We start from the raw sequence: 12302 nt of genomic DNA, 5'->3' as shown, positions 1-12302 counted from the left end.
GGGTGTCCTTGGCGTAGCCCGGATGCAATCCGGGCGCGGTCTTCCCGGATTGCATCCGGGCTACAGCGACCCTCTCCCTGCGCGGGTCGCTGCCCCTCTGCCGCTTGCGGGAGAGGGACAGGGGGAGAGGGGCTTTTGCCTTAGTTCGACTTCACCGCGTAATCCGGCTTCTTGTCGTTGCCTTCGATATAGGGGCTCCACGGCTGGGCGCGGATCGGGCTGTCGGTTTCCCAGACCACGGAGAACTGCCCGTCTTCCTGGATTTCGCCGATCATCACCGGCTTGTGCAGGTGGTGGTTGCTCTTGTCCATGGTCAGGGTGTAGCCGCTCGGCGCCTCGAAGGTCTGGCCGTAGATGGCCTCGCGCACCTTGTCCACCTCGGTGGTGCCGGCCTTCTCCACGGCCTGGGCCCACATATGGATGCCGACGTAGGTGGCTTCCATCGGGTCGTTGGTCACCGCCTTGTCGGCGCCCGGCAGGTTCTTGGCCTTGGCATAGGCCTTCCACTTGTTGACGAACTCGGTGTTGACCGGGTTTTCCACCGACTGGAAGTAGTTCCAGGCGGCCAGGTGGCCGACCAGCGGCTTGGTGTCGATGCCGCGCAGTTCTTCCTCGCCCACCGAGAAGGCCACCACCGGCACGTCGGTGGCTTCCAGGCCCTGGTTGGCCAGTTCCTTGTAGAAGGGCACGTTGGAGTCGCCGTTGACGGTGGAGATCACCGCGGTCTTGCCGCCGGCGGAGAACTTCTTGATGTTGGCGACGATGGTTTGATAGTCGCTGTGGCCGAAGGGGGTGTAGACCTCTTCGATATCCTTCTCGTCGACGCCCTTGCTGATCAGGAAGGCGCGCAGGATCTTGTTGGTGGTGCGCGGGTAGACGTAGTCGGTGCCGAGCAGGAAGAAGCGCTTGGCGGCGCCGCCGTCCTCGCTCATCAGGTACTCGACCGCCGGGATGGCCTGCTGGTTCGGCGCCGCGCCGGTGTAGAACACGTTGGGCGACAGCTCTTCGCCTTCGTACTGCACCGGGTAGAACAGCAGGCCGTTGAGTTCTTCATAGACCGGCAGCACGGATTTGCGCGACACGCTGGTCCAGCAGCCGAAGGTCACCGCGACCTTGTCCTGGGTCAGCAGCTGACGACCGCGTTCGGCGAACAGCGGCCAGTTGGAGGCCGGGTCGACCACCACCGGCTCGAGCTGCTTGCCGAGCACGCCGCCCTTGGCGTTGATCTCGTCGATGGTCATCAGCGCCATGTCTTTCAGCGAAGTTTCGGAGATCGCCATGGTGCCGGACAGCGAATGCAGGATGCCGACCTTGATGGTCTCGGCGGCCTGTACGGTCCAGGTCATGCCCATGGCGGCGATGGAAGCGGAAAGGGTAAAGGCCTTGATCAGGCTGCGACGTTGCATGGTGCGATCTCCATTCACAGATGTGAGTAAGTGGACAGCGTTGTTATTGGTCATGCAGTGAAGGTCATGGCTCGGCTATTCCGGCATCGGCTGCACGCGCTGGCGAGCGCCGTACAGCTTGTGCAAGGTGATGCTGTGCACCTCTGCCTGGCTGACCTCTATATGGCTCTTGAGCAATTGCTGTGCCTCTTCTAGGCGCCGAGTCAGGATCGCTTCGAGAATTTGCCCGTGTTCGGCGTAGGTCAGCTCGATGCGCTGCGCCTGGGTGAAATCCAGGCGCCTTAGAATGCGGATCTTCTCGCTGACCTCGCGGTGCACGCGGGCCATCTCGCGGTTGCCGGCGGCCTCCAGCAATTGGCAATGGAAGGCCTCGTCGAGGCGTGAAACGGCTGCGCCATCCTGCAATTGCGCCTCTTTGCGCACCAACCAGGTGCGCTCGAGCGCCTGCAGTGCAGCGGGCTGTTCGTCGTTGGGGCGCTGGCACAGCCGGCGTACGGCCTCGAGTTCGAGGACGACGCGCAGCTCGTAGAGTTCGTCGAAGTGGGCGAAGTCCAGCGGGCGTACCTGCCAGCCGCTGCGAAACTGCACCTCGAGAAAACCCTCGCGTTGCAGGCGATGCAGGGCCTGGCGCACCGGCGTGCGGCTGGCGGCGACGCGCTCGGCCACCTCGCCCTCGGAGAAGCGGTCGCCGGGCATCAGGCGGAACTCGAAGATGTCGTCCTTGAGCTGGGCGTAGATGCGCTCGGCCAGACTTTGCGGGCGTGAAACGGCGCGCGACATGCTTGTGCTCAGGCCTGGGTGCTGGCGATAAAGGCGCGCCAGCCGCCAAAGCTGGTGATATCGCGGGCGCCAGCGAGCGCATACGGCTCGCAGATAAAGCCCTTGACCCAGCGGCCGTCGGCCAGCTGCAGGTTGCCGATGCCCAGCGGCGGCGGGATCTCGGCGACGAACTCGCCGAAGCGCGCCTGCGGCACGTCCCACAGCTCGACGACGAGCTCGGCGCCGTCCTCGGCGACCCGCGCCAGGCCCGGCTTGGGCGGTACGCTGCCGGGCAGGGCAAAGAGGCGGTAGCTGGCGGCGCTGCTGGTCTGCTCCACCAGCACGGCGTCGCGGCTGGTGAGCTGGAAGTTCAGCGGCATGCCGGTCAGGTGCGCGCCGACCACGGCGACGCGGATGCAACCCGGCGCCGGTTTGTCGCTTGGTTCTGGCGCCGGCAGCGGCTTGCCGGTGGCGCCCAGCGGCAGAGCGACGGCCTGCTGCCAGCGCTGGCCGAAGGCGGCCAGCGCCTGGTCGTGCCAGGCCGGGGCGATCAGGGTGATGCCGGCCGGCAGGCCGTCGGCGCGCAGACCCGCCGGTACGGCCAGGGCGGACAGGTCGGCGAGGTTGGTGAAGTTGGTGTAGGTGCCGAACTGGCTGTTGTACAGCACCGGCTCGGCTTCCATCTCGGCCAGGCTGCGGATGGTCGGCGAGGTGGGCACCACCAGGGCGTCGAAACCGGCCAGGGCCTCGTTGATGCGGCGGCTCAGCTCGGCGCGGATGTATTCGGCCTTGTAGGCGTCGCAGGCGCTGTACTTGTGGCCGCCCGCGACTATGCCGCGCACCACCGGGTTGATATGCGCCGGGTCGACGCCTTCCACCGCCACCGTGCGCTCGGCGACCCAGGAGCCCTGGTAGAGCTGCTCGGCCAGTTGCCGGAAGGGGGCGAAGTCGATCTCCACCAGCTCGGCGCCCAGTTCGCGCAGCTTGCCCAGCGCAGCTTCGTAGACGGCCTGGTTCTGCGCGTCGCCGAAGAATTCCGGGTTGGCCGGCAGCGCCAGGCGCGGCTGGGCCGGCATGCCGACCTTGGCGCTGGTAGGGTTCTGGCGGCTGTAGGGATCGGCGGCGTCATAGCCGCCGGCGATAGTGGCCACGGCCAGGGCATCGCCGACGGTCAGGGCGAATACCGAGATGCAGTCCAGGGTCTTGCAGGCCGGCACCAGGCCGGTATTGGGCAGCCACCCCTTGGTCGGCTTGAGCCCGACGATATTGTTGAAGCCGGCCGGCACCCGTCCGGAGCCGGCGGTGTCGGTACCCAGGGCGAAGGGCACCAGGCCGCGCGCGACCACGCTGGCCGAGCCGGAGCTGGAGCCGCCGCTGACGTAAGCCGGGTTGAAGCTATTGGGCACCGCGCCATAGGGCGAGCGGGTGCCAACCAGGCCGGTGGCGAACTGGTCGAGGTTGGTCTTGCCGATCAGGATGGCGCCGGCGGCGTGCAGGCGCGCCACCACTGTGGCATCCGCCTCGGCGCTATAGGCGAACTCGGGGCAGGCAGCGGTGGTGGGCCAGCCGGCGGCGTCGATATTGTCCTTGATGGCGAAGGGCACGCCGTACAGCGGCAGCTTGCTCGGGTCGCCGGCTGCACCGTCCAGTGCGCTGGCCAGGGCATCGAGCTGGGCATCGAGCTGAGCCTCGCTGGCCAGGGCGATCCAGGCGCTGTCGCCGGCGCGCAGTTCGCGGCGCAGGGCGTGCAGCAGCTCAAAGGGGGATTGGCCGTCGCGGTAGGCCTGTTGCCAGTCGGTGAGGGTGAAGGCGAGCGGGGCGTCGGACATGCGCTGAGATTCCATCTTGTATCCAAGTTGGGATCAGCAGAGCAATGTCAGTGCCATTTCCTTTAAAGCTTTTAATTTCAGTCGCTTAGTGAGTTTTCTAGGGCGCGTGAGGCTCTGCTAGGTGAGCGGCATGCACCGAGCCAGAGCGTTGTTGCAAGCATATGGTGCAGAAGAGAGCGGCGTAGCCCGGATGAAATCCGGGACAGGCTCTGCGGATTACGGCACCAGGTAGTTCTTCACCCCGGTAAAGATGATCTGCGCCGCCAGGGCGCAGACGAACAGGCCCATCAGGCGGCTGACGATCTGCAGACCCTGGTCGCCGAGCAGGCGCTCGAACTGGTTGGACAGGTAGAGCACCACGCCCACGGTGAGACTGGCGAAGAAGATCGCCACCACCGCCACCAGCTTGTCGTCCCAGTGTGGCTGGCTGGCGCCCATCAGCAGCAGCGCGCCGATGGTGCCGGGGCCGACGGTCAGCGGAATGGTCAGTGGCACTATGGTCACGTCCTGCTGCACGTTGTCGCTCTGCACCGCCGGCTTGCCCTGGGCCATGCCCAGCGCGGAGATGAACAGCACGCTGCCTGCGCCGATGCGGAAGGCGTCGATGGTGATGCCGAACAGGGTGAAGATGTGCCTGCCGAACAGGTACAGCAGCACACTGGCGATCAGCGTGGCCAGCGCCACCTTCCAGGCCAGGCGCTTGCGCTCCCTGAGGGTGTAGCCGCGGCTCAGGCCGATAAAGCACGACAGCACGAAGAAGGGGCTGTAGAGCACCAGCATCTTCAGGTACAGGCTGAACAACTCGGAGGCCATGGCGGCAGGCTCGCAGAAAACTGGGGGAAGGAGACGATCAGTTTGGCAGTGCGTCACGCTGGCGGCGCAGTTCGCGTTCGGCGATCCAGTGTTCGATCAGCTCGCGCAGTTGCGACAGCTCCACCGGCTTGGACATGTGGCCGTCCATGCCCACGGCGCGGGCGCGTTCCTTGTGTTCGCTCAAGATATGCGCGGTGAGCGCCACCACCGGGGTGCGCGGGCGATGTTCGGCGGCCTCCCAGGCGCGCAGCTGTTCGGTGGCGGAAAACCCGTCGAGCACCGGCATCTCGCAGTCCATCAGCACCAGGTCGTAGTGCTGCGCCTTCATCGCGCTGAGGGCTTCCTCACCGTTGCTGGCGGTGTCCGGCTGCAGGTTGAGCTTGCCGAGCATGCCGCGGATCACCTTGGTGGAGATGCTGTTGTCCTCGGCCACCAGGATGCGGAAGTCGCCGGGCACCTCGAGCGGCGTGCTGACCGGCGTCGGCGCGGCCTGCACCTGGCTGTCGTTGGGGCGCTGGGCCAGCTCGTCGGCCAGGGTGGTCTTGAGCGTATAGCCGGCCACCGGCTTGGCCAGGATGCGCTTGATCCCGGCGTTGCGCGCGATCACCTTGCTCGGCGCGTTGCTGATGCCGGTGAGCATGATGATCAGGATGTCGTGGTTGAGGCTGGGGTCTTCCTTGATCTTGGCCGCCAGCTGCATGCCGGTCATGCCGGGCATGTCCTGATCGAGCAGCACCGCGTCGAAGTATTCGCGCATATGCGCCTTGGTGCGCAGCAGGGCCAGGGCCTCCTTGCCCGACGGCACGGCGCTGACCTGCAGGCCCCAGGCGTTGCACTGCTGCACCAGCACCTTGCGGCAGGTGTCGTTGTCGTCCACCACCAGCAGGCGCGCGCCCTGCAGCGGGCTGTCCAGGTCGGCTTCGGGCTGCTGCAGGCGGGCGGCGTCCAGCGGCAGGGTCAGCCACAGCGTCGAGCCCTGGTTGCCGCTGCCCTGGATGCCGAACTCGCCGCCCATCAGGCGCACCAGCTGACGGGCGATGATCAGGCCCAGGCGCCCGCCGAGGCGGGTGGCGGCGAGGAAGTCCTTGCTGTGCAGCTCGGCGTTGAGCAGGGCGTCGCGCTCCTCGGCCAGCAGCGGGCGGCCGCTGTCCTGCACGGCGATGCGCAGGCGATGCTGGCCGTCGCTGCTGTCCAGCGCGGCGACCAGCAGGATCTCGCCTTCGTCGGTCTGCTTGAAGGCGTTGTCGAGCAGGCTGAGCAGGGCCTGGCGCAGGCGCGTCGGGTCGCCGCTGATCACCCGCGGCACCTGCGGCTGGATGAAACTGATCAGCTCCACCCGCTGCTGCTCGGCCTTGGCGCGGAAGATGTCGAGGCAGTCCTCGATCAGCGCGCCGAGGTCGAACTGCACGTCGTCCAGCTCGATCTGTCCGGATTCCAGCTTGGAAATGTCGAGAATCTCGTTGATCAGGGTGAGCAGCTCGTTGCCCGAGCTGTGGATGGTCTGCACGTAGTCGCGCTGCTTGGCCGACAGCGGCGTGCCCAGCAGCAGCTCGGTCATGCCCAGCACGCCGTTCATCGGCGTGCGGATCTCGTGGCTGATCTTGGCCAGGAACTCGGCCTTGGCGCGCAGTTCGGCGCTGCTGGCGGCCAGCGCGGTGCGCTCGTCCAGGGTGTCGCGCTGGATCTGCCGCTGGCGCTCGGTCAGCGACACGCTGAGGATCAGCCCGGCCAGGGTGGCGACGCTGAACACGCCGAGCACCAGCCAGCCGGGGTTGAGCTGGTCGTAACCGAGCAACACCGGAATGAAGAAGCCGAAGCCCAGGTTGAACACCAGCATGCCCACGGCGATCAGCCGCGCCGGCTGGTAACCGGCGCGCCAGTGCAGGGTGCTGACCAGCAGCAGATTGAGGGTGCTCAGCGCCACCAGCAGGTAGACCAGCGAGCTGTACCAGAGCAGCCCGGTGAGGGCGACGGTGACGGCATAGGCCAGCAGCAGCAGGGCGTTGCCCTGCAGCAGGCGGTTGAGCGGGCTGGCCTGCACCGGCGTGCCGCGGACGAAACTGAGGGCGAAGGCCAGGCCGCTGAAGGCGGCGAACAGCGCCGAGAGGTCGGCGATCAGCGACTGGTTGTGGCTCAGGCCCGGCAGCCACTGGGCGAAGATGCCGAGGTTGGCCGAGGAACACACCGCCAGGCCGATATTCACCCCGGCCAGCCACAGGCTGCTGGCGCTGCGGCTGTAGAAGAAACGGATCAGGTTGTACAGGGTCAGCAGCAGCAGCGCACCGAACAGGGCGCCAAACAGGTAGGCGGGCTTTTCCAGGCTGACCAGCTCGGCCTGATCCATCACCTTGAACCAGGTCATCAGCGGATGGTTGGAGGTCAGCCGCACATAGGCGACGCGCGCCTGGCCGTCGTTGGGCAGCGGCATCAGGTAGAAACGCGAGGGCAGCGGGCGCGACTCCAGCGGCATGGCCTCGCCGGTGTGCAGGTTCTGCTCCAGCTGGCCGTCGCGCAGCAGGTAGTAGTCGAGGTACTGCACCCGTGGCGAGAACACCCAGAGCCAGGTCGGCTGCTGCTGCGCGGCGAGCTCGACGCGCAACCAGACGGCGTGCTGGCTGGGCGGGAAGGTGAAGGATTGTTTAGTGAGCGGCTTGAACTGCTGGCGCTGGGCGCGCACCTCTTCCAGGCCCAGGCGGGCGCTGGCGTCGATCAGGTAGGACCAGCCCTGCGGGCTTGTCGGAGCGGTGCCGGCGCAGGCTGTCAGGTTGACACCGAGCAGCAGCAAACTGGCGAATAGTCCGATGGCAATCCTGAGCCGGCGCACGGGCAAATCCCTTCTAAATGAGTGGCCGGATTATAGCCAAGCATTTGTTCGGGAGAATATGGCGTAGGCGGGCATTTTTGCGGCCTGCCATCCCTGGCGGCCACCGGCCTGCGTCATATGCCCTGGCGGCGATCAGCCTTCGCCACGCTCGCGGGCGATGGCGCGGTAGCCGATGTCGTTGCGGTGGAACATGCCGTTCCAGCGGATCTTCTCGGCCAGGCGGTAGGCCTGCTGCTGGGCCTCGGCCACCGTGCGACCAATGGCGGTGGCGCACAGCACGCGGCCGCCGGCGGTGACGATCCGGCCGTCCGAAAGCTTGGTACCGGCGTGGAACACCTTGCCGTCGAGCTTGGCGGCTTCATCCAGACCTTCGATGACATCGCCCTTGGCGTAGTCGCCCGGGTAGCCACCGGCGGCCAGCACCACACCCACGGTCGGACGCGGGTCCCAGGTCGCTTCGACCTTGTCCAGCGCCTTGGCCAGCGCCGCCTCGACCAGCAGCACCAGGGAGCTTTCCAGGCGGCACATGATCGGCTGGGTTTCCGGGTCGCCGAAGCGGCAGTTGAACTCGATGACCTTGGGCTTGCCAGCCTTGTCGATCATCAGCCCGGCATAGAGGAAGCCGGTGTAGACGTTGCCTTCGCTGGCCATGCCGCGCACGGTGGGGTAGATCACCTCGTCCATCACCCGCTGGTGCACCTCAGGCGTCACCACCGGCGCCGGCGAGTAGGCGCCCATGCCGCCGGTGTTCGGGCCGGTATCGGCGTCGCCGACGCGCTTGTGGTCCTGGCTGGTGGCCATCGGCAGCACATGCTCGCCGTCGACCATGACGATAAAGGAAGCCTCTTCGCCGTCGAGGAACTCTTCGATCACCACGCGCGAGCCGGCCTCACCGAAGGCGTTGCCGGCGAGCATGTCGCGCACGGCGTCTTCGGCTTCCTGCAAGGTCATGGCGACTATCACGCCCTTGCCGGCGGCCAGGCCGTCGGCCTTGATCACGATGGGCGCGCCCTTCTCGCGCAGGTAGGCCAGCGCCGGCTCGATCTCGGTGAAGTTCTGGTAGTCGGCGGTGGGGATTTGGTGGCGGGCCAGGAAATCCTTGGTGAAGGCCTTGGAGCCTTCCAGCTGGGCGGCGGCGGCGGTGGGGCCGAAGATGTCCAGCTTGCGGCTGCGGAACAGGTCGACCACGCCCTTCACCAGCGGTGCCTCGGGCCCGACTATGGTCAGTTGCACGTTCTGCTCGGCGAAATCGGCCAGCTCTTCGATGGCCAGCACGTCGATGGCGACGTTCTCACACTTGGCTTCCACCGCAGTGCCAGCGTTGCCCGGGGCGACGAAGACTTTCTCGACGCGCTTGTCCTGCGCCACTTTCCAGGCCAGGGCGTGTTCACGACCGCCGCTGCCGATGATCAGTACATTCATTGCGTTCTCCTTGAGGAGGTGGGCCAGGGGCCCCGATGGTGGATGAGAAAAGCGTCATCCACCCTACAAAAGCTTATTCCTGCAGACCTTCGGGGGCGCGATGGAGCGGGTAGATGCAAGGCGTCCGGGCCCTCACCAAGCGGAGTTGCCTTCTGGCAATGAGCATTGGGGAGGGGCCGGACAACGCAGCAGATGCCTGCTTCAGTGCGTCCCTGTCACTCAGTGCCGGAAGTGGCGCATGCCGGTAAACACCATGGCAATGCCGGCTTCGTCGGCGGCGGCGATCACTTCGTTGTCGCGCATCGAACCACCGGGCTGGATCACCGCGGTGATGCCGGCCTTGGCCGCATTGTCGATGCCGTCGCGGAAGGGGAAGAAGGCGTCCGAGGCCATCACCGCGCCCTGCACCTGCAGGCCGGCGTGCTCGGCCTTGATCGCGGCGATGCGCGCGGAGTTGACGCGGCTCATCTGGCCGGCGCCGACGCCGACGGTCTGGCGGTTCTTGGCGTAGACGATGGCGTTGGACTTGACGAACTTGGCCACTTTCCAGGCGAACACCAGGTCGTGGATCTCCTGCTCGCTCGGCGCGCGCTGAGTAACCACCTTGAGATCGCTGGCGGCGATCATGCCGATATCGCGGCTCTGCACCAGCAGGCCGCCGTTGACGCGCTTGAAGTCCCAGCCCGCGGCGCGCTCGGTCGGCCACTGGCCGCATTCGAGCAGGCGCACGTTGGCCTTGGCGGCCACCACTTCACGGGCGGCGGCGCTGATGCTCGGGGCGATGATCACTTCGACGAACTGACGCTCGACGATGGCCTTGGCGGTCTCGCCATCGAGCTCGCGGTTGAAGGCGATGATGCCGCCGAAGGCGGATTCCGTATCGGTGGCATAGGCCAGGTCGTAGGCCTTGCGGATACCGCCTTCGTTTTCCGGGACCACGGCCACGCCGCAGGGGTTGGCGTGCTTGACGATGACGCAGGCCGGCTTGACGAAGCTCTTCACGCATTCCAGCGCGGCGTCGGTGTCGGCCACGTTGTTGAACGACAGTTCCTTGCCCTGCAGCTGGACAGCGGTGGAAACGCTGGCCTCGCCCTTCTTCGCCTCGACGTAGAACGCTGCGCTCTGGTGCGGGTTCTCGCCGTAGCGCATTTCCTGCGCCTTGATGAACTGGCTGTTGAAGGTGCGCGGGAAGGCGCCACGGCCTTCGGTGGACAGGGTGTCGCGCGCCTGGTCGATGGTGCCCAGGTAGTTGGCGATCATGCCGTCGTAGGCGGCAGTGTGCTCGAAGGCCTTGAGCGCCAGGTCGAAACGCTGGGCGTAGGTCAGGCCGCCGGCCTTGAGGGACTCGACGATGCCGGCGTAGTCGCCGGCGTTGACCACGATGGCGACGTCCTTGTGGTTCTTCGCCGCGCTACGGACCATGGTCGGGCCGCCGATATCGATGTTCTCGATGGCATCGGCCAGGTCGCAATCGGGCTTGGCCACGGTGGCTTCGAAGGGGTAGAGGTTGACCGCCACCAGGTCGATCGGCTTGATGCCGTGCTCGTCCATCACCGCGCCGTCCAGCGCGCGACGGCCGAGGATGCCGCCGTGGATCTTCGGGTGCAGGGTCTTCACCCGGCCGTCCATCATCTCCGGGAAGCCGGTGTAGTCGGCCACTTCCACTGCGGCTACGCCGTTGTCCTTGAGCAGCTTGTAGGTGCCGCCGGTGGAGAGGATCTCGACACCGAGGGTGGCCAGTTCGCGGGCGAACTCGAGGATGCCGGTCTTGTCGGAGACGCTGATCAGGGCGCGGCGAACGGGGAGGCGGGTGGTCTGGTCGGTCATGGCAAAGTCCATCGGAACAGGAAAACAGTGAAAAAGGCGGCACTCGGCCGCCCTTTTCCGGGGATTCGCTTACAGCAGATCGTACTGCTTGAGCTTCTTGCGCAGCGTGCCGCGGTTCAGGCCGAGCAGCTCGGAGGCCTTGGTCTGGTTACCTTTCACGTAATTCATGACGGTTTCCAGCAGCGGCGCTTCCACTTCGGTGAGCACCAGGTTGTACACATCGGTGACGTCCGCGCCCTCGAGATGGGCGAAATAGTTGTGCAGCGCCTTTTCCACGGCGCCACGCAGGGTCTGGCCCTCGTCGCTCGGCGTGCTCAGGTGCTGTTTAAGGCTGGTGTTGTCACTCACGGGTGCGGTTCCACTCACTAAGGTCTCTGTCATCAACGTCATGCGGCCACCTCGTTTCCATCGTTGTGCCGTTCGCGGAAAAACGCGCGAACGTGGGCGCACTGTGCGTCCGTACTGTCCAGACGGTTGAACTGGGCGCGAAACTCCCTGGCGCCCGGCAGGGTTGCGAGATACCAACCGACATGCTTGCGGGCGATGCGCGTGCCCATCTCGTCGCCGTAGAAGGCGTGCAGGGCGGCCAGGTGTTCTAGCAGAATGCGTTCCACCTCGAGCAGGCCGGGCGCCGGCAGGCTTTCGCCGGTGCGCAGATAATGCTCGATCTCACGGAAGATCCACGGCCGGCCCTGCGCGGCACGACCGATCAGCAGGGCGTCGGCGCCGGTGGCGTCGAGTACGGCGCGGGCTTTTTGCGGCGAGTCGATGTCGCCGTTGGCGAACACCGGAATCGACACCGCCTGCTTGATCGCGGCGATAGTGTCGTACTCGGCTTCGCCGGTGTAGAGGTCGGCGCGCGTGCGGCCGTGCACGGCCAGCGCGGCGATGCCGGCATCTTCGGCGATCTTCGCCACGGTGACGCCGTTCTTGTTTGCGCGATCCCAGCCGGTGCGGATCTTCAGGGTCACCGGTACGTCCACCGCGCCGACCACCGCGGCGAGAATCTCGCGCACCAGCGGCTCGTCGCGCAGCAGGGCGGAGCCGGCGGCCTTGTTGCAGACCTTCTTGGCCGGGCAGCCCATGTTGATGTCGATGATCTGCGCGCCCAGCTCGACGTTCTTGCGCGCGGCTTCGGCGAGCATCTGCGGATCGCCGCCGGCGATCTGCACCGAACGCGGCTCGGGGTCGCCGGCATGCAGCAGGCGCAGGCTGGACTTGCGGCTGTTCCACAGGCGCACATCGCTGGTGACCATCTCCGACACCACCAGGCCGGCGCCGAGGCGGCGGCACAGCTGGCGGAACGGGCGATCGGTGACGCCGGCCATGGGGGCCAGGATCAACCGATTGGGCAATGTGTAGGGGCCGATACGTGGGGCCGACATGGGGCGTCCCTGCTTGTTGGTTCGCAGTTGAGACAAT

The 12302-nt window shown here is 66.3% G+C and carries 9 protein-coding genes; all 9 read right to left on the bottom strand.

What is annotated here, in order from left to right; all coding sequences use genetic code 11:
* Nucleotides 1-140 precede the first annotated feature (140 nt).
* Nucleotides 141-1406, bottom strand: coding sequence for an urea ABC transporter substrate-binding protein (gene urtA / locus AC1G9C_RS20710; protein ID WP_122108164.1), 1266 nt, complete (start codon nt 1404-1406; stop codon nt 141-143).
* Between the two features lie 75 nt (nt 1407-1481).
* Nucleotides 1482-2186, bottom strand: a complete 705-nt coding sequence (locus AC1G9C_RS20705; protein ID WP_480408662.1) for a GntR family transcriptional regulator — start codon at nt 2184-2186, stop codon at nt 1482-1484.
* A gap of 8 nt (nt 2187-2194) precedes the next feature.
* Nucleotides 2195-3994 (bottom strand): allophanate hydrolase, encoded by a 1800-nt coding sequence (gene atzF, locus AC1G9C_RS20700; protein WP_480408661.1) that lies wholly within the window; start codon nt 3992-3994, stop codon nt 2195-2197.
* Nucleotides 3995-4210: 216 nt separating this feature from the next.
* Nucleotides 4211-4807, bottom strand: coding sequence for a MarC family protein (locus AC1G9C_RS20695; protein ID WP_021442653.1), 597 nt, complete (start codon nt 4805-4807; stop codon nt 4211-4213).
* Nucleotides 4808-4844: 37 nt separating this feature from the next.
* Nucleotides 4845-7631 carry a hybrid sensor histidine kinase/response regulator gene (locus AC1G9C_RS20690; protein WP_480408660.1) on the bottom strand — a complete coding sequence of 929 codons (2787 nt, stop codon included), beginning with the start codon at nt 7629-7631 and terminating at the stop codon, nt 4845-4847.
* A gap of 132 nt (nt 7632-7763) precedes the next feature.
* A complete protein-coding gene (gene purD / locus AC1G9C_RS20685) occupies nt 7764-9053 on the bottom strand; it encodes a phosphoribosylamine--glycine ligase (protein ID WP_480408659.1) in 1290 nt (429 codons plus the stop codon).
* Between the two features lie 219 nt (nt 9054-9272).
* Nucleotides 9273-10880, bottom strand: a complete 1608-nt coding sequence (gene purH / locus AC1G9C_RS20680; RefSeq protein WP_480408658.1) for a bifunctional phosphoribosylaminoimidazolecarboxamide formyltransferase/IMP cyclohydrolase — start codon at nt 10878-10880, stop codon at nt 9273-9275.
* 69 nt (nt 10881-10949) lie between these two features.
* Complete coding sequence (gene fis / locus AC1G9C_RS20675; protein ID WP_031302786.1) at nt 10950-11270, bottom strand: DNA-binding transcriptional regulator Fis; 321 nt, start codon at nt 11268-11270, stop codon at nt 10950-10952.
* Complete coding sequence (gene dusB, locus AC1G9C_RS20670) at nt 11267-12265, bottom strand: tRNA dihydrouridine synthase DusB (RefSeq protein ID WP_480408657.1); 999 nt, start codon at nt 12263-12265, stop codon at nt 11267-11269. Before dusB ends, fis begins: the two co-directional genes overlap by 4 nt.
* Between the last annotated feature and the right edge of the window lie 37 nt (nt 12266-12302).

The organism is Pseudomonas sp. ABa2, from assembly GCF_056676075.1.
Note: the sequence above shows the minus strand (reverse complement) of the source record. Positions and strands in the feature narration are given on the sequence as shown.